The 18,295-nt window shown below is 65.5% G+C and carries 13 protein-coding genes and 1 tRNA gene; 5 read left to right on the forward strand and 9 right to left on the reverse strand.

The window, feature by feature from the left end; genetic code table 11:
• Positions 1-199 precede the first annotated feature (199 nt).
• On the reverse strand, positions 200-1,942 hold the full coding sequence (locus QQL87_RS02420; protein WP_284415982.1) for a methanol/ethanol family PQQ-dependent dehydrogenase: 1,743 nt from the start codon (positions 1,940-1,942) through the stop codon (positions 200-202).
• 80 nt (positions 1,943-2,022) lie between these two features.
• Positions 2,023-2,601 (reverse strand): QcrA and Rieske domain-containing protein, encoded by a 579-nt coding sequence (locus QQL87_RS02425; protein WP_284424100.1) that lies wholly within the window; start codon positions 2,599-2,601, stop codon positions 2,023-2,025.
• Between the two features lie 404 nt (positions 2,602-3,005).
• On the opposite strand from QQL87_RS02425, the gene QQL87_RS02430 reads away from it, so the two are divergent.
• A tRNA-Cys gene (locus QQL87_RS02430) sits at positions 3,006-3,079 on the forward strand.
• Positions 3,080-3,128: 49 nt separating this feature from the next.
• On the opposite strand, the gene QQL87_RS02435 is transcribed toward QQL87_RS02430, so the two are convergent.
• Entirely contained in the window at positions 3,129-3,308 is a 180-nt protein-coding gene (locus QQL87_RS02435; protein WP_284415979.1) for a hypothetical protein, read from the reverse strand.
• Between the two features lie 238 nt (positions 3,309-3,546).
• Here QQL87_RS02435 and QQL87_RS02440 point away from each other — a divergent pair, with 238 nt between their 5' ends.
• Complete coding sequence (locus QQL87_RS02440) at positions 3,547-4,017, forward strand: PAN domain-containing protein (protein ID WP_284415978.1); 471 nt, start codon at positions 3,547-3,549, stop codon at positions 4,015-4,017.
• A gap of 87 nt (positions 4,018-4,104) precedes the next feature.
• Here QQL87_RS02440 and QQL87_RS02445 read toward each other — a convergent pair whose 3' ends face one another.
• Genes QQL87_RS02445 through QQL87_RS02470 form a run of 6 tightly spaced genes read right to left on the reverse strand, consistent with a single transcriptional unit; the run spans position 4,105 to position 14,408 of the window.
• Positions 4,105-4,860: a tRNA-uridine aminocarboxypropyltransferase gene (locus QQL87_RS02445; RefSeq protein WP_284415977.1), complete on the reverse strand. Its 756-nt coding sequence runs from the start codon at positions 4,858-4,860 to the stop codon at positions 4,105-4,107.
• 39 nt (positions 4,861-4,899) lie between these two features.
• A complete protein-coding gene (locus QQL87_RS02450) occupies positions 4,900-8,004 on the reverse strand; it encodes an efflux RND transporter permease subunit (protein WP_284415976.1) in 3,105 nt (1,034 codons plus the stop codon).
• A complete protein-coding gene (locus QQL87_RS02455; RefSeq protein ID WP_284415975.1) occupies positions 8,004-8,321 on the reverse strand; it encodes an efflux RND transporter permease subunit in 318 nt (105 codons plus the stop codon). Before QQL87_RS02455 ends, QQL87_RS02450 begins: the two co-directional genes overlap by 1 nt.
• Positions 8,321-11,449 carry an efflux RND transporter permease subunit gene (locus tag QQL87_RS02460; protein WP_284415974.1) on the reverse strand — a complete coding sequence of 1,043 codons (3,129 nt, stop codon included), beginning with the start codon at positions 11,447-11,449 and terminating at the stop codon, positions 8,321-8,323. Before QQL87_RS02460 ends, QQL87_RS02455 begins: the two co-directional genes overlap by 1 nt.
• 27 nt (positions 11,450-11,476) lie before the next feature.
• Positions 11,477-12,895, reverse strand: a complete 1,419-nt coding sequence (locus QQL87_RS02465; protein ID WP_284415973.1) for an efflux RND transporter periplasmic adaptor subunit — start codon at positions 12,893-12,895, stop codon at positions 11,477-11,479.
• Entirely contained in the window at positions 12,885-14,408 is a 1,524-nt protein-coding gene (locus QQL87_RS02470; protein WP_284415972.1) for an efflux transporter outer membrane subunit, read from the reverse strand. Before QQL87_RS02470 ends, QQL87_RS02465 begins: the two co-directional genes overlap by 11 nt.
• A 297-nt stretch (positions 14,409-14,705) precedes the next feature.
• Between QQL87_RS02470 and QQL87_RS02475 the strand changes: the two genes are divergently transcribed.
• The 3 genes from QQL87_RS02475 to QQL87_RS02485 all read left to right on the forward strand — a co-directional run bounded on the left by QQL87_RS02475 (position 14,706) and on the right by QQL87_RS02485 (position 18,213).
• On the forward strand, positions 14,706-16,019 hold the full coding sequence (locus QQL87_RS02475; protein WP_284415971.1) for an NAD(P)/FAD-dependent oxidoreductase: 1,314 nt from the start codon (positions 14,706-14,708) through the stop codon (positions 16,017-16,019).
• A 7-nt stretch (positions 16,020-16,026) separates the two neighbouring features.
• On the forward strand, positions 16,027-16,872 hold the full coding sequence (locus QQL87_RS02480; protein WP_284415970.1) for a DUF1365 domain-containing protein: 846 nt from the start codon (positions 16,027-16,029) through the stop codon (positions 16,870-16,872).
• Between the two features lie 108 nt (positions 16,873-16,980).
• Positions 16,981-18,213 (forward strand): SAM-dependent methyltransferase, encoded by a 1,233-nt coding sequence (locus QQL87_RS02485; RefSeq protein WP_284415969.1) that lies wholly within the window; start codon positions 16,981-16,983, stop codon positions 18,211-18,213.
• The last annotated feature ends 82 nt before the right edge of the window (positions 18,214-18,295 follow it).

Genomic DNA, 18,295 nt, shown 5'->3' on the forward strand with positions numbered 1-18,295 from the left:
GCCCGGGTTTCGACTCGCCCGCCGCGCTTCGCCGAGGCCGGCTCAACCGCGCGCCGTCGGACTGACGCGTCATCGTTTGCACAATTCGCGCTGCTTGTGCCGGCCCGATCGTCGCGGCCGCACCTTCATCTGAGTTCGCGGCCGTGGCCGACCCGACACGACGACGGCGCGCTGGCCGCCGTCGTGCGGATCGCGCCGGCTATTTCTTGACGGCGAAAACCCAGACCACGCCCCCCTGCGGGACGTTGTCCTCCAAGCCCGTGTTGCCCTTGGAGAGAGCATCCTGGATGCGCTGCGCGTCGACACCCCAGCCGGACTGCACGGCGATGTACTGAGTGCCGTCCACCTCATAGGCGACGGGCATGCCCATGATGCCCGAGTTGGTCTTCTGCTCCCACAGCAGCTCTCCGGTCTTGGCATGGAAGGCCCGGAACATCCGATCGTTGGTGCCGCCGACCAGAACGAGATCTCCCGCCGTCGCGGTCACTGAACCGAACAGCTGCGATTTCGGGAAATTGTGCGACCATACCTTCTTGCCCGAAGCCGGATCCCACGCCTGCAGCTCGCCGAAATGATCTGCGCCGGGCCGCACCGTCAGTCCGATGTCCTCGGCCTTGGTGCCGAGCCAGAGTTGTCCTGGAACGAGCGGAAGCTTCTCACCGGTGAAGCCGCCGCAGAAGTTCTCGTTCGCCGGCACATAGACGAAGCGCGTCTTCTGGCTGTAGGCGGCCGACGGCCAGTCCTTGCCACCCCATAGCGACGGGCAGAAGTCGACCCGCTTGCCGAGCGTGGGCTTGTGCGCGGGATCGACGATCGGCCGTCCGGTCTCCGGCTCGATACCCTTCCAGACGTCGGTGTGGACGAAATTCCAGCCGCTCACGTAGTTGATGCGCTCCGGCGTGCGCTCCAGCACCCAGAAGATCGCGTCGCGACCGGGATGAATCAGGCTCTTGAAGCTGCGACCGTCACGCTGCAGGTCGACCAGCATCGGCGCATCGACCTCGTCCCAGTCCCAGGAATCATTCTGGTGATACTGGAAGTGCGTCTTGATCTTGCCCGTCGCCGGATCGAGCGCGATCACCGAGCTGGTGTAGAGGTTGTCGCCAGGATGCAGGCCGCCCGGCCAAGGCGCAGCGTTGCCGACGCCCCAATACACGGTCTTGGTATCCCTGTCGTAGGTGCCGGTCATCCAGGCCGAGCCGCCGCCGGACTTCCAGTCATCGCCGCTCCAGGTCTCGTGCCCCGGCTCGCCCTCACCGGGGATCGTGAAGGTGCGCCACAGTTCCTTGCCGTCCTCGGCGTCGTAGGCCACGACATAGCCGCGCACACCGAACTCGCCGCCGGAGCCGCCGACCATCACCTTGCCGTCGACGATGAGCGGCATCAGCGTGAGATATTGTCCCTTCTTGTAGTCCTGGACCTTCTTGTCCCACAGCACCTTGCCGGTCTTGGCGTCGAGCGCCACGAGGTGGTCGTCGGTCGTGGCGAGATAGAGCTTGTCCTGCCAGAGGCCGACACCACGGTTGGTCGGATGCAGCTGGAACAGATCCTCGGGCAGCTCGCGCTTGTAGCGCCAGTACTGATCGCCGGTCTTGGCATTCAGCGCGATCACCTGCCCCATCGGCGTGGTGATGAACATCACCCCGTTGTTGACCAGCGGCGGCGCCTCGTGGCCCTCGATCACGCCGGTGGCAAAGGTCCATGCCGGCACCAGGTTCTTGACGTTGGTGGTGTTGATCTGATCGAGCGGGCTGTAGCCCTGACCATCATAGGTGCGGCGATAGAGCATCCAGTTGCCCGGCTCCGGATTCTCGAGTCGCGCGGATGTCACCGGGCTGTAGTTTTCGATCGGACCGGCGACCGCCGCCGATGCGGCGACACAGGTGAACGCGACGGTGCTCGACAGAAGCCATTGCTTGATCGTGGTGGACGTGATGGTCATTGGACAAGCCTCCCCTGCTTACATTTTTCGTTTCTATGACTGGCGTGACGATACGTTCCGACTAGGCACACGAGATCTCATCAGCCTTGCTGGGCACCGACCTTTCCGATGAAGGGGGCGGCGATCACCAGCGCGCCGTCCTTGATGACGAGCGGCAGCGCGGCGAGCCGTCGCGGCGCGGGACCGAACACGACCTGCGCCCCGCGCCTCGGGTCGTATTCGGAGTTGTGGCACATGCATTTGAAGACATCGTCGTTGCCCTCGCTGGCCTTGATCCAGGCCGTCACCGGGCATCCCGCATGGGAGCAGATCGCCGAGTAGGCCACGATCCCCTCCGCCGCGCGCGGACGCGTGTCATCGTCGAGCTCGTCCGGATCGAGCCGGACGATCAGGACCTCATTCAGACGCGACCCATCGCGCACGATGGCATTCACTGCATCCTTCGGCCACGCGTGGACGGGGGGCTCACCGAGCTTGATGTCGGCCAGCGTGATCGTCTGTCCTTCCCGATCGCCCTCGGCGAACACCAGAAGGTCGCCCTTCTGCGGCCGCTTCTCCTTGCGCGGGTCGTCGTCGTCCGCGGCCGCGGCACTCGCCGCAGACGCGCACGCAGCAAGCGTGCCGAGAACCACCGAACGGCGTGTCGGATGATCGTCCATGACAGATCTTTGCTTGTGATCGCGAGTGCTGCTCCGCAGCTGGGCGCCCCGCATCGCACCTTAACATAGAATGATTAGAACAATACAACCTGACGAAATCAAGGCGCGTGGCGCGCTTTCGCCGCGATGTTTTTCAACAATCGTCGCTGCTGTGCGTCATTGCTGATGCAGCAGTCGCGAGGCCATCCACCACGATCGGCGCCGGGCCTGTCTGGAATGCGCGGCCGGCCAGAAACGTTGTGAGCCGGATGACATGCACGCATCGACAGACGTGATGGGACCCTCACCGACCGCGCGTCGCCGTCGAATCACCGCGGGCCTGAGACCGTCGACCCGGTCTCGTTCCGTCCGGCAACGAGAGTGGTTGCCTAAGCGAGAGATTGCCTATATTGCTCCGCCCATAAGGCCACGTGGCGGAGTGGTTACGCAGCGGTCTGCAAAACCGTTTACACCAGTTCAATTCTGGTCGTGGCCTCCACTCAATCAAATCAAGCGGTTAGACCATCTTTGGTGGGCTGTCGTCCTGCCTAGATCGGCAGGTCGTCGATCCCACCGGGATAAAGCGACGGCCCGCGCGGCCACGCCAGGATAGCGCCGCGCTGCCCCGTTCCACCGCCCGCAGCCGACGGCTCGGCTGCCGGACGATTGACCCGCCGACTGGCATAATCCCTGAACTGCACCACGTTCGATTTCTCAGCGTCCTGCATAGCTCGCATCCTCTCGCCATGCTGCAATGCAAGAAGCGTACCTTCCGTTCCATGAAGGGAAGGTTAGGAGGACAGGACAGCCGGCGGCATCGTGGCACCTTCGTCAACGCAGCTTGCGTCCCGCGAATCCGGACGAGTCAGCCGCGCATCCGCGCAGCAGCAGGTTTTCGAACGGTTTCGTTGAACCAATGTCGTAACGCCATCGCCAAAGAACGCATCCAGTTCATGCAGGTGTCAAATGACGCTGCCAACCATGTCGTTCATCTTCGGCGCCCTTCTGTTGGCCGTGGGAATTCTCGGGGGCGGCTTCGAAGTCAAGGAAATCAAGGTCTCCAACGTCACGAGCACCGCGCGGATTCTTGCCGCCGTGTTCGGCGTGGTGTTCATCGGATTGGGCTTCGTGCAGCCGGACCTCTCGAAAAGCCTCGAGCCCGCGCGTCCCGCCCCCGTTGCCGCTGTCGCGACCGTTGTCACGATGAGCGACCGAGAACACGACAGAAATCGATGGGGCGGCGATTACTCGTCCTTCGATGTCCGGACGGACCGCGTCGAAGATTGCGAGAACGCCTGCAAGATCGCCGAGCAATGCAGCGCCTGGACCTATGTCCGGCCTGGCCTTCAAAGAACGAGTGCGGTCTGTTGGCTGAAGAACGTCGTTCCCGCAGTTTCAGTCGACAATTGCTGCGTGTCGGGCACGAAGTTGCGCTGATGACATCTCGCAAGGCTGCAATCGGAATCCCGAGCTGATCCTATGCGGCCGTTGGCCCGGGTCGACACCGATCGTCGACGCCGCGCGTCATCTCGACACGCGGCTGCGGCGATTGCCGCCACCGGACGGATGCGAACGCCGTGACTTCGGCCGGGGCGTGAGTTCGGGCTGCGCCTGTTCCACCTCCCGATACCGCGCCAGCATGCGTTCGAAGCTTGAATCGAGCGCCGCGGCGATCTCCGGCCGGCGCTCCAGCGCCGCCATCAGCATGCCCGCGGCTTCGATCGTCGACAGCCCGTCCCGGCGCGGCTCGCGGCGCAGCCGGCCGTAGCGCGACGGCTGCCGCGGTCCAAGGATCACGCGCTGGCATTTCAGCATCCACGGATTGCGCCACCACAGCGCCTTGGCCTGGCTCCAGGTGCCATCGAGCAGGACCACGCCATCGATCGATTTGAGGATGGCGCGCTGGTTCTCGGCCGCCTCGCCCTTGCGGGTCAGCGCCACGACCTCGCTGTCGGGATCGAGATCCGCCGCCTTCGCCGAGCCGAGATAGAGGATCGCCCAGCGCGAGGGATCGGCGACCGGCCGTCCCAGCGCCTTGGCGAGGCTCGGCCAGGACAGCCCGACCTTCACGACGGCGTTCTTGAAATGCTGGGCGGCCAGACGCGCCGTGCCGAGCGCCCTCTCCTGCTCCTGAGGATGCTGGAGGATGAGCAGCCCGAGCCGGCTCTGCAGCGGCGTGACGCTGTCGCAGATGCACAGCGGCTCGGGCTTCTGGCAGCGCGGACAGTCGGGCGGCGGCTCGGCGGCGAGCGGCGGATGGTCGTGTGGCAGATCGGACATGGCGCGCCTATACGCGCAGCCGCGACCGGCGACAACGCCTCATTCTGCCGGCGCGGCCAGCGGCTCGGGCGCAGGCCGGCGGCGCAGCCGGTCGATCAGGAGATAGATCACCGGCGTCGTGTACAGCGTCAGGATCTGCGACACCAGGAGGCCGCCGATGATGGTGATGCCGAGCGGGCGGCGCAGCTCGGTGCCGGGACCGGTCGCGATCACCAGCGGCAGACCGGCGAACAGCGCGGCGAGCGTGGTCATCAGGATCGGGCGGAAGCGCACCCGGCAGGCCTCGAAGATCGCATCCGCCGAGGACATGCCGCGCTGGCGCTCGGCCTCGAGCGCGAAGTCGACCAGCATGATGCCGTTCTTCTTGACGATGCCGATCAGCAGGATGATGCCGACGAAGGCGATCACGGTGAGCGGCGTGTTGGTGACCTGCAACGCGAGCAGCGCACCGAGCCCGGCCGACGGCAGGGTCGAGATGATGGTCAGCGGATGCGCCAGGCTCTCATAGAGCACGCCGAGCACGATATACATCGCGACCAGCGCCGACAGGATCAGCAGCGGCTGCCGCCCGCTGCCCTTGTTGAAGTCGCCGGCATTGCCGTCGAAGCCGCCGCGAATGCCCTCGGGCATGTGCAGTTCGTCCACCGCGCGCTGGATGTTGGCGGTTGCGACCTGCAACGGCACGTCGGGGAGCAGGTTGAACGACACGGTGGTCGAGGGGAACGACTGAGAGTGAAACACCGCGAGCGGCGACAGGCCGCGCTCGGCTTTCACCAGCGCCGACAGCGGGATCTGCGCGTCCCCTGCCCCGGCGGCGTAGATGCGGTCGAGGTTCGACGGGTCGGTCTGGAATTTCGGATCGATCTCGAGCACGACCATGTACTGGTTGCGCTGGCTGTACACGATCGATATCTGGCGCTGCGCGAAGGCGTTGTTGAGCGCGTTGTCGATGTCCTGGACGCGGACGCCGAGGCTGGCGGCCTTCTGGCGGTCGATCCGCAGCGCGAGCTGCAAGCCGCCGGGATCGCGGTCGCTGGAGATATCGGTGATGCCCTCGACCGTCTCCAGCCGCTTGGCGACGATCGGCGCCCATTGCTGCAGGAGATCGAGATCGGGGCTGCTCAGCGTGTACTGATAGTCGGAATCGCTCTGGCGGCCGCCGGCGCGCACATCCTGCGCGGCAAACATGAACAGACGGATGCCCGGCACCATCGCGAGGCTGCGCCGGAGGCGGTTGATCACGAGCTCGGTCGAGACGCCGTCCCGTTCAGCCGGTGGCTTCAGGTTGATGAACATGGTGCCGCGGTTCGACGTCGCACCGCCCGGGCCGCCACCGCCGCCGATGGTCGAGCCGATCCCGGCGACGGCCGGATCGGCCATCACGATGTCGGCGAGCCGCTGCTGCAGACCCAGCATCGACTGGAAGGAAATGTCGGCGGAGGCGCGCGTCGCGCCGATGATGAAGCCGGAATCGTCGGTCGGGAAATAGCCCTTGGGGACCTTGATGTAGAGCGTCACCGTCAGCGCGATGGTGGCGAAGAACACGATCAGGGTGAGGAACGGATAGACGAGCACGCCGCGCAGGGTCCAGGCGTAGAAGCGGACCATGCCGGACAGCGTGCCCTCGACGATCCGGTCGAACCAGGTCGCACGCTCGGAGAGCGTCTCCTTGATGTAGTGCGCGCAGATCATCGGCGTGACCGTCAGCGACACCACGGTCGACACCACGATCGCAAAGGTCAGCGTGAGCGAGAACTCGCGCAACAGACGGCCGACGACGCCATCCATGAAGATCAGCGGCACGAAGGCCGCGACCAGCGACAGGCTGATCGACAGCACCGTGAAGCCGATCTGGCGCGCCCCATCGAGCGCGGCCCGCAGCGGCGGCAGGCCCTGTTCGAGATTGCGATACATGTTCTCGATCATGACGATGGCGTCGTCGACGACGAAGCCGACGGAGATCGCCAGCGCCATCAGCGACAAATTGTCGATCGAGAAGCCGGCGAGCCACATCGCCGCACAGGTGCCGGCCAGCGCCAGCGGCACCGAGACGCCGGCCGCGATCGTCGGCACGAGACGGCGCAGGAACAGGAACACGACCACCATCACCAGCACGGCGGTGGCAAGCAACGTCCACTGCATGTCCTCGACCGAGGCGCGGATGGTCCCGGTGCGGTCGATCAGGGTCGAGATCTCGATCCCGGCCGGCAGCCATTGCTTGAGCTCGGGGATCAGCGCCTTCACGCGGTCGACGGTCTCGATCACATTGGCATCGCCCTGCTTGGCGATCTGGATCAGCACCGCCGGCTGCTTGTTGAACCAGGCGATCGAGCGCACGTTGCGGACGGAGTCCTCGACGTCGGCGACGTCCGACAGCCGGACGAAGCTGCCGTTGCTGCTCTTGATCAGGATGTCGCGGAATTCGGCCGCCGTCCGCATCTGCCGGTTGATGGCGATGGTCTCGCTCTGCCGGCCGCCGTCGAAGATGCCGACCGGGCCGATCGGATTGGCGTTGAGGATCGCCGTCCTGATGTCGTCGGTCGAGATCCCGGCATTGGCGAGCGAGACGGGATTGAGCGCAATCCGCACCGCCGGCTGATCGGCGCCGCTGACGGTGACATTGCCCACGCCGGGGACCTGGAACAGGCGCTGCGCCAGCACCGTATCGGCGACGTCATACATCGCGCTCGGCGTGATTGTCTTCGAGGTCAGGGCCAGCACGAACACGGGTGCCGCCGCCGTATTGGCCTTGCGGAAGCGCGGCAGCGACGGCAGGTCGCTCGGCAGATCCGACAGCGAGGCATTGATGGCGGCCTGGACGTCACGCGCCGCCTTGTCGATGTCGCGGCCGATCGAGAACTGGATCTGGATGTTGGTGGTGCCGAGCGAACTCGTCGAGGTGATCTGGTCGACACCGGCGATCTCGCCGAGCCGCCGCTCCAGCGGCGCTGCGACGGTGCCCGCCATCACCGAAGGGTCGGCGCCGGGGCGCGACGCGCTGACGAAGATCGACGGGAAATCGACGTTCGGCACCGGCGCGACGGGCAGGAAGATGTAGGCGACGATCCCGATCAGGAACAGGCCGACCGAGAGCAGCGTGGTGCCGACCGGCCTGCGAATGAACGGCTCGGAGATCGAGGCCATCAGGGCAGGCCTTTCTCGACAGGCCCGATCCCAGCGCGCGCGCAGGACAGGCGTCCCTCGAGGCCCTTCAGGAACGTATCGACGACGGCCTGCACGTCATGCCGAGTGCATTCCATGTCGCAGCCGAGTTCGAACTCGACAGTGATGTTGCTCTCGCCGTCCCAGGTCGCTGCGCTGATCTGGGCAAGACCTCGAATTGCAGACAGACGCCTTTCCAGGGGGATCGTAACAGCCTCGACAATGACATCCGCATCCGCGCCCGGACAGCTGACGCAAATGTCGAACGCCATAGTGACCGTTTGAGAGATCGAGGCCATCACTGGATGCCTTCGGTCGCGCCCGCGATCGGCGGCGCCGGCAGGTCGGGTGCGGGCGGCAGCGCCGTCTCGAACCGGCGATTGATGCGGTCGAGCGCGAGATAGATCACCGGCGTCGTGTACAGCGTCAGCAGCTGGCTGAGCAGCAGGCCGCCGATGATGGAGATACCGAGCGGGAAACGCAGCTCCGAGCCGGTGCCGCTCTCGATCGCCAGCGGCAGCGCGCCGAACAGGGCAGCGAGCGTCGTCATCATGATCGGGCGGAAGCGCAGCAGGCAGGCCTGCACGATCGCATCATCGGGGGTGAGACCTTCGTGCCGCTCGGCCTCGAGCGCGAAGTCGATCATCATGATCGCGTTCTTCTTCACGATTCCCATCAAGAGGATGATGCCGATCAGCCCGATCACCGACAGATCCTGACCGAACAGCATCAGCGCGAGAATCGCGCCGACGCCGGCCGAAGGCAAGGTCGACAGGATCGTGATGGGATGGATGTAGCTCTCATAGAGCACGCCAAGCACGATGTAGATCGTGATGACAGCCGCCAGCAGCAGCCAGGGCTGGCCAGCCAGCGACTTGGCAAATTCGGCGGCATCGCCCGAGTAGACGCCGATGATGCTGCCGGGCATGCCGATGCGGTTCTCGGTGGCATGCAGCGCGTCGACCGCTTCGCTCAACGCGGCGCCCGGCGCAAGGTTGAAGCTGAGCGAGACGGCCGGGAATTGCGCCTGATGCGAGATCGCCAGCGGCGCGGTGGTGCGCTTCAGGCTCGCGACCGCCGACAGCGGCACCTGGCCGCCAGCGCCCGGGAGATACAGCTTCGAGAGGATGGAAGGGTCGCCCTGATACATCGGCAGCGCTTCCAGCACCACGCGGTACTGATTGGCCTGGCCGTAGATGGTCGAGATCTGACGCTGTGCAAAGGCATCGTTGAGCGTGTCGGTGACCGCCTGCAGACTGACGCCGAGCTGTCCCGCGCGCTGGCGGTCGATCGTCAGCTCGGCGCGCAGGCCGCCCTCCTGCGCCTCCGACGAGACGTCGCGGAACAGCGGATCACGCCGCATCTCCGCGACCAGCTGGCCCGCCCATTTCGCCACCTCGCCGGCATTGGCGCCGGTCAGCGTGTATTGATATTGCGAGCGGCTCGACTGGGTCGAGATCTGCACGTCCTGGACCGGCTGGAAGTAGACGGTCATGCCGGGAACGCCAGCGGTCTTCTGCTTGAGGCGCTCGATCACCTCGGAGACACCGTCCTTCCGCTCGCCGAGCGGCTTCAAGGTCAAGACGAGACGGCCGACATTGGTGGTCGGATTGACCGATCCCGCGCCGATCACCGAGACGATGCCGACCACATCGGGATCAGCCTGGATCGCCGCCGCCACGTCTGTCTGGCGCTTCTGCATTTCCGCGAACGACACGTCAGGACCGGCCTCCGTCACCGCCGTGATCGAGCCGGTGTCCTGCAGCGGCAGGAATCCCTTCGGCGCGACGACGTACAGCGCCAGTGTCGCCGCCAGCGTCGCGACGGTGACGACCAGCGTCTCGGTCTGGCGGTCGAGCACCCAGAGCAGGCTGCGGTGATATACGGCCACGGTCCGGTCGATGAAGCGGCTGATGGCATTCAGCCCCGGCAGCACCCATTCCTCGCTGGTATGCTTGAGGAGCCGCGAGCACATCATCGGCGTCAAGGTCAGCGACACCACCGCCGATGTCACCACTGCAATCGTCAGTGTCAGCGCAAATTCCCGGAACATGCGGCCGACCAGACCGGACATGAACAACAGCGGAATGAACACCGCGATCAGCGACACCGTGAGCGAGATGACGGTGAAACCGATCTCGCGCGCGCCGCGCAGCGAGGCGTTCATCGCGCTCTCGCCATTCTCCATGTGGCGCACGATATTCTCGATCATCACGATGGCATCGTCGACGACGAAGCCGGTGCCGATCGTCAGCGCCATGAGCGACAGATTGTCGAGGCTGAAGCCGGCGAAATACATCACGCCGAAGCTCGTGATCAGCGACAGCGGCAGCGCCACGCCGGCAATGATCGTGGCGCGCAGCGAGCGCAGGAACAACAGCACCACCAGCGTCACCAGCACCACGCTCAGCACCAGCGTGAACTGCACGTCATGCACCGAGGCGCGGATCGTGATGGTACGGTCGCTGACGATGTCGAGCTTCACCCCCGCTGGAATCGTGCGCTGCAGCTTTGGGATCTCGGCGCGGATCTGGCGCACGACGTCGATGACATTGGCGCCGGGCTGCCGCTGAATGTCGAGGATGACCGCCGGCACGCCCTGATACCAGCCGCCGGTCCGATCGTTCTCCAGCCCGTCCACGATCGTCGCGACGTCGCCGATGGTCACCGGCGAGCCGTTGCGATAGGCGATGATGATCGGCTTGTAGGCGTCGGCGGCGGCGATCTGGTCGTTGGCCGTGATCAGATAGGCCTGCTGAGCGCCGTCCAGCGAGCCCTTGGGACCGGAGACGTTGGCGCCCGCGATGGCGGCGCGCAGGTCCTCCATCGAGATGCCGTAGGCCGCGAGCCGCGCCAGATCGGCCTGCACGCGAACCGCGGGCTTCAGCCCGCCGAGCACCGACACGCGGCCAACGCCCGACACTTGGCTGAGCCGCTGCGCCAGGATCGTATCGGCCATGTCGCTCATCGCGCGCAGCGAGATCGTCTCCGATGTCAGCGCGAGCGTCATCACCGGCGCGTCGGCCGGATTGACCTTGGCGTAGGTCGGCGGATAGGGCAGCGATTTCGGCAGCACGCCGGCGGCCGCGTTGATCGCAGCCTGCACGTCCTGGGTCGCGCCATCGATGTCGCGTCCCAGGTCGAACTGCAGCGAGACCTGGCTGACGCCGAACGAGCTCGTCGAGTTCATGACCGAGAGCGAGGGAATCTGGCCGAGCTGGCGCTCCAGCGGCGCCGTGATCAGCGAGGCGATCACATCAGGGCTGGCGCCGGGCAGCTGCGTCGTCACCTGCACGGTCGGAAAGTCGACCTGCGGCAGGGCCGAGACCGGCAGCGCCAGATAGCCGAGGAAGCCGCCGATCAGGAGCGCGACGCCGAGCAGCGACGTGGCGATGGGACGGCGGATGAAGGGTTCGGAGACGCTCATCGCGACCTGACCGTCATTTTCTTCGCGTCATGGCTGCGGCCTCGCGCCGCGCCCCTGCTCACCACCTCCCTGGGACGGCGCGCTGCCGGCATCCGTCTGGCCTTCGGCCGGCGGCCTGCGCCGCCGCTCGCCATCCTTCGGCGCGCCCTCAGGCGCCCCGCCGCCCTCCTTCGCCTGATCCTTCGCCTGATCCTTGACCTGGTCCTTGCCTTGCGGGTTGCGGCCGCGCTTGCGTGGCGCCAGATCGGCCTGCGGCGTCTGCTCGGCGCGTCCGACCACGACTTTCACGCCATCGGCGAGGTTCGCGAAGCCGGTCGTCACCACCCGGTCGGAGCTGCTCAGCCCGCTCGCGATCACCGCCTCGCTCTCGTTCTGCTGCACGACCGTCACCGGATGCGCCGTCGCGATGTCGCCGTCACCGATCACGTAGCTGAACGTGCCGGCGGGCCCGCGCTGCACGGCCGAGGTCGGCACAGTCAGCGCTTGCGGCAAGGTCTCGACCTTGAGGCGGACGTTGACGAACTGGCCGGGCCAGAGCTGAAACTTGGTATTGGGGAATTCCGCCTTCAGCTTCAGCGTTCCGGTCGTCTGATCGACCTGATTGTCGATGCCTCGCAACGTCCCGGTGTCGATCACCGTCACGCCGTCATTGCCGAACACGTCGACCGCGAGCGGTCCCTTGGCCGCGGCGGCATTGACGCGCATGATCTGCTGCTGCGGCAGGCTGAACTGCACCGCGATCGGCTGCAGCTGGGTGATGACGACAAGGCCGGTGGCATCGGAGGCGTGAATGATATTGCCCTGATCGACCTGACGCAGGCCGGCACGGCCCGAGATCGGTGCGACGACCTTGGTGTAGCTCAGGGTCGCCGCGGCGTTGTCAATGGCCGCCTGGTCGGCCTTGATCAGCGCCTGCTGCTGCGCCACCACGGCGCGCTGCGTATCGGCCTGTTGCTTGGAGCCGGCATTGCTGGCGGCGAGCTGCTCATAGCGCGCGAGATCGAGCTTCTGGTTGGCGAGCTGCGCCTCGTCCTGCGCCTTCTTGGCGACGGCCTGATCGTATTGGGCCTGATAGATCGCCGCATCGATTTCGGCGAGCACGTCGCCCTTCTTGACGTCCTGTCCCTCGACGAAATTGACCGCGATCAGCTTGCCGTCCACCTGCGAGCGGACCGTGACCGTGTTGAGCGCGCGCACTGCGCCGACGCCATCGAGATAGACCGGCACGTCCTTGATGACAGGCGTCGCAGCCAGCACCGGGACCGGCAGATCGGGACGCGCGAAGCGGTTGCCCTGCTGCTGCTTCTGCTGCATGGCCATCCAGCCGATATAGCCGAGACCACCGAGGATCAGCAGCGTGATCGTGATCGACACCAGCCGCCGCGCCACGCTGGTCCGCACGCGCTTCACCGTCCCCGCCCCCTTCTCGTCCGGTTTAAAGAGCATCAGCCGACTTCTCCATGCGCGGCTCCCAGCCACCTCCGAGCGCCTGGTACAGGCTGACGAACGCCTGCAGGCGTGCCAGCTGGGCCTGCCATAGCGCGTCCTCGGCCTGGAACAGCGTCAATTGCGTATTCAAGACGGTCACGATGTCGGCAGTTCCTGCGCGCAGCTGCTGCTCGGAGAGCTGAAAGGCGCGGCGGGAGGCGGCAACGACCTCCCGCTGCAGTTGCAACTTGATCGTGGTCTGCTTGATCGAGAACAGCGCATTGTTGACGTCGGTGAAAGACTGGATGACCGTCTTGCGATAGGTCTGCAGCAGCTCGTCCTGGCGCGCCTTGGCATTCTCGAAATTGCCCAGGATCCTGCCGCCATCGAAGATCGGCTGGGTCAGGCTGCCGGCCAGGCTGAAGAACGCCGCATGCGGCTGAAAGAGCGAGACCAGGGCCGCGCTCTGGTAGCCGCCATTGCCGGTCAGCTGGATGCTCGGGAAGAACTGCGCTCGCGCGCTGCCGACATTGGCTGTCGCCGATGCCAGCTGCGCCTCCTGCCGGCGGATGTCGGGCCGCTGGGTGAGGAGCTCCGAGGGCAGCCCGGGCGTGACGCGCGGCGTCCTGATCTGGTCGAGCGAGCCGCCGCTGATGCGGATCCCCTCGGGCGATCGCGACACCAGCACGGCCAGCGCGTTGACGTTCTGGTCGAGCGTCTGGCGCAGCGGCGGCACAGCCGCCTTCTGATTGGCGAGCACGCTTTCCTGCTGGGCGACGTCGAGATCGTTGCCGGTGCCGGCCTTCTGCCGCTCGCGGATGGCGTCGAGCACGCGCGTGGCGCTGGCGATGTTGCGCTCGGCCGTGCGGATCCGGTCCTGCGCCGCGAGCACCTGAAAATACGCATTGGCCACCGTGGCAAGAGTGGTCAGCTGGGTGACGTCACGGTCGAACCGGTTGGCCACCGCCGTTTCCTCGGCAGCCTGCAGCGCGTCGCGATTCTGGCCGAAAAAGTCGAGCTGATAGCTCGCTGACAACGACGCCTGATAATTGACAGTCTCGCGGCCGCCATTGGTGAGCCCGCTCGCGCTCGAGCCGGAGGTCCGGGAATAGGTCTCCTGTCCCGTGGCCGACAGACTCGGCAGCAGCGCGGCGCCAGCCTGGCGCGCCAGCGCGTCGGCCTGCCTGAACCTGGCCACGGCGGCGGCGATATCGAGGTTGACGCTCTGCGCCTCCTCCATCAGCTGGGTGAGCTCGCGCGAACCGAAGCCGCGCCACCAGTCCAGCGTCGGCGGCGCAGCCATGTCGGCACCGGACGCCGCCTTGTAGCGTTTGGGCAGATCGAGGGCCGGATCGGGGATATCCTGCGTCAGCAGGCAGCCGGCGGAGCTGGCCGCCAATCCGATCGCTGCGATCCAGCGGACAAAATGCCGCAGGCCTGCCGCGGCGCGGCTCTCCGGCTGCCCGGCGACGGTCCGCGTGTGAACGGACGCGCCGCAAGGCTCGTCGACGGCAATCGGCACGATGGACACTGGCGTGATGCTTCCCTGTAGTCTTGGGAATCATTCTAGCCGCAGCCCCCGGCGCCGGACAGCCCTGCGCCACCCCTATCCCCGCCTGCACAAGGCCCCGTGAGAGACGATCGAATCGACGAATCTCCCGTAATTCAGTGGGTTTTCGTTCGATAAAGGTCGCTATCCCGCGCTGACAGCCTTACCAAGATTTCATCTGTCGACGGCCATTTTCGGCCCGGTGTGACGCAGGGAACGCGCTCTGAAACCCATTGGCGCCGGCTCCGTAACTCGCATGTGAACTTCTGGGGGGCATCAATGCGAGTTGCGGTGGTTGGAACGGGTATTGCGGGAAATGCCGCAGCCTGGTCCTTGGCGAAGCGTTATCCGATCACCGTGTACGAGCGCGACATCCGTCCCGGCGGCCACAGCCACACCGTGACGATCGACTATGATGGTGCCCCGGTGTCCGTCGACATCGGCTTCATCGTCTATAACGAGCTGAATTATCCGGAATTGACGGCTCTGTTCGATCATCTCGGGGTCGAGACCGTCGAGAGCAGCATGAGCTTCGCCGTCACGGCAGACGCCGGCCGCTTCGAATGGAAGGGCGGCGGCAACACCTGGCTGGACACCGCCAAGGGCCTGTTCGCACAACCGAGCAACCTGCTGTCGACATCCTATCTGTGGATGCTCAGGGACATCGTCACCTTCAATGACCAGAGCGTCGCCGACTTCAAGGCCGGCCGTCTGGCGGGGCTTACGCTCGGGGACTATTTCCGCCGTAACCATTTCGCGCCGCGCCTCCTCACCGACTATCTGGCCCCGATGGGCGCGGCGATCTGGTCGGCCCCGGCGTCCGAGATGCTGGCGTTTCCGGCCGAGAATTTCGTCGCCTTCTTCAGCAACCACCGGTTGCTGCAATATGACCGGCCGGTCTGGCGCACCGTCAAGGGCGGCAGCCGCCGCTACGTCGAGCAGCTGACGTCCAGCTTCCGCAACCATGTCCGGCTCGGCAGCGCCGTCACCAGCATCGAGCGCACGGCGCATGGCGTGACCGTCCAGGACAGCAGCGGCCACCGTGACACCTACGATCACGTCGTCATCGCGGCTCATAGCGACCAGGCGCTCGCCATGCTCGGTGATGCCGACGAGAATGAGCGCAGCGTGCTCGGCGCGATCAAATACTCGCCGAATACGATCTATCTGCACCGTGACAGCCGGCTGATGCCGAAGCGGCGCCGCGCCTGGGCCTCGTGGAATTTCCTGCGCTGGCAGCGCGAGGGCGTTCCGATGAACGACGTCGCGGTGACCTATTGGATGAACAACCTTCAGGGCATCGACCACGACAAGCCCCTTTTCGTCAGCCTCAACCCTCCTTTCGCTCCGGCTCCGGAGCTGACCTTCGGCAAATATGTCTGTGAGCATCCACAATACACCGCTGCCGCCTTTGCGGCGCAGAAGCGTCTGGCAACGATTCAGGGGCAGCGCCACACCTGGTTCTGCGGGGCCTGGACCGGCTATGGTTTCCATGAGGACGGGCTGCGCTCGGGCCTCGCTGTGGCGGAGGCGCTCGGTGGGACTGTCCCGTGGCGCGGGCTTGCCGCCGAGCTTGCCGAAGCCGCAGAATAGGCACGAGATGGACAGCGACCAACCTCGACCCCATGATCGAACAGCAGCGGCCGCGCTCTATGTCGGTGACGTCATGCATGCCCGCATGCGGCCGACCAGGCATCGCTTCCAATATCGGGTGATGAGCCTGCTGATCGATCTCGGGCGTCTCGACGACGCGGACCGGCAGTCGGCGCTGTTCGGCGTCAACCGCGGCGCACTCTACAGCTTTCACGAGCGCGACCATGGCAAGCGGGACGGCTCCTCGCTGCTGGCCTATGCTCGCAACTGCGCGTCGGAGCACGGCGTCGATCTCAGCGGCGGACGCGTGCTGCTGCTGTGCTATCCCCGGCTGCTCGGCTTCGTCTTCAATCCGTTGTCGGTGTATTTCTGCTATCGCAGCGACGGCGCCCTGGCGCTGATGATCTACGAGGTCCGCAACACCTTCGGCGAGATCAAGCCCTATGTGCTGCCGGTCGGGCCAGGCGAGCTCACCGACGCCGGGCTGCGCCAGGAGCAGGACAAGACCTTCTACGTCTCGCCCTTCATCGACATGGCGATGCGCTACCATTTCCGGGTCACCCCTCCGGGCGACAATGTGAAGTTGCGGATTCTCGAGACCGGCGCCGACGGTCCGCTGCTCGCCGCGACCTTCTTCGGTCGCCGTCGCGGGCTGAGCTCGCGCTCGCTGCTGGCCGCCTTCGCCTCGCTCCCCCTAGTGACGCTGAAGATTGTCGGCGCCATCCATTGGGAGGCGCTGCGGCTGTGGGCCAAGGGCGTCCGCCTTGTCCCGCGCGGCGAAATGGCCGCAAATGCTGGAACCAATACCGGCTTGGCGGGAAACGACAGCCACGCTTATATATCCCGGCGCTGACCACAATTGGACAGTGCGCTCTCGTCCACTCAGCCAAGCCCGACCAGGTGCGCCTCGCAGCCGTCCGGGAGGCTTGGACGCGGAGCCGCTTGCGTGAATGGAACTGCCATGCCGGACGTAATTCCCATTACCCCCGACAATATCGACAAGGTGCTTGCCGATCTGCCTCGCCTGCCCCGGCTGGCGCTCGGGTTCGGCTCCCGACTGAGGAAAGGCACGCTCGACGTGACCCTGCCGGACGGCCGCATCGTCCGGCTCGGTGGCGCCGAGCCGGGGCCGGCGGCCGCGATGATCCTGGCCAATTACGGTTTCGCCTCGCGCCTCATCAATGGCGGCGACATCGGCATCGCCGAGGCCTATTTGAACGGCGACTGGGATACCCCCGATCTGACGCAGTTTCTCTATCTGTTCTGCGTCAACCAGGAGCTGTTGCAGTCGATGCTGGAGGACAAGCCGCTGATCCGGTTTGCCCAGCTGATGCGGCACTGGTTCAACCGCAACACCAAGCGGCAGGCGCGACGCAACATCTACGCCCATTACGACATCGGCAATTCGTTCTACTCGACCTGGCTCGATCCGAGCATGACCTATTCCTCGGCGCTGTTCGAGGAGCACACCACGGATCTCACCGCCGCGCAGACCAACAAGTACAAGCGGCTCGCCGAGGCGATCGATCTGAAGCCGGGACAGAAGCTGCTCGAGATCGGCTGCGGCTGGGGCGGCTTTGCCGAATACGCCGCCAAGACGTTCGGCACCAAGGTCGTGGGCCTGACCATCAGCGAGCAGCAGCGCGATTTTGCGCAGCGCCGCATCCACGAGGCCGGGCTCGCCGACAAGGTCGAGATTCGCCTGCAGGACTATCGCGACGAGCGCGACCGCTACGATCGCATTGCGTCGATCGAGATGATCGAGGCGGTCGGCGAACAGTTCTGGCCGAAATATTTTTCGCAGCTGCGAGACCGGCTGCTGCCCGGCGGCCTCGCCGGTGTCCAGGCGATTACCATCCAGGACAATCTGTTTCAGCACTATCGGCGCGAGGTCGACTTCATCCAGCGCTATGTCTTCCCCGGCGGCATGCTGCCGACGCCGCAGATCCTGAAGACGCTCGGCGAACGGTTTGGCATACCCGTCATCCGCGAGCGGATCTTTGGGGAAGATTATGCCAAGACGCTGGCGATCTGGCGCAGCAATTTCCGCGCGGCCTGGCCGAACCTCACGCCCGCCGGCTTCGACGAGCGCTTCCGCCGGCTCTGGGAGTACTATCTGTCCTACTGCGAAGCAGGTTTCCTGTCGGGGAACATCGACGTTCGGCAAGTCGTTTTTGCCAAGTCAGGCTCCTGACGTCAGCGGCTTACGCCGCACTGGAGACTAGGCTAGGGTCTTCCTAGATCTGGTTACAGGAAGCTGCCCAAGGTATTTGCGA

The sequence above is a fragment of the Bradyrhizobium sp. SSBR45G genome (assembly GCF_030159255.1).
Classification (GTDB): Bacteria; Pseudomonadota; Alphaproteobacteria; order Rhizobiales; family Xanthobacteraceae; genus Bradyrhizobium.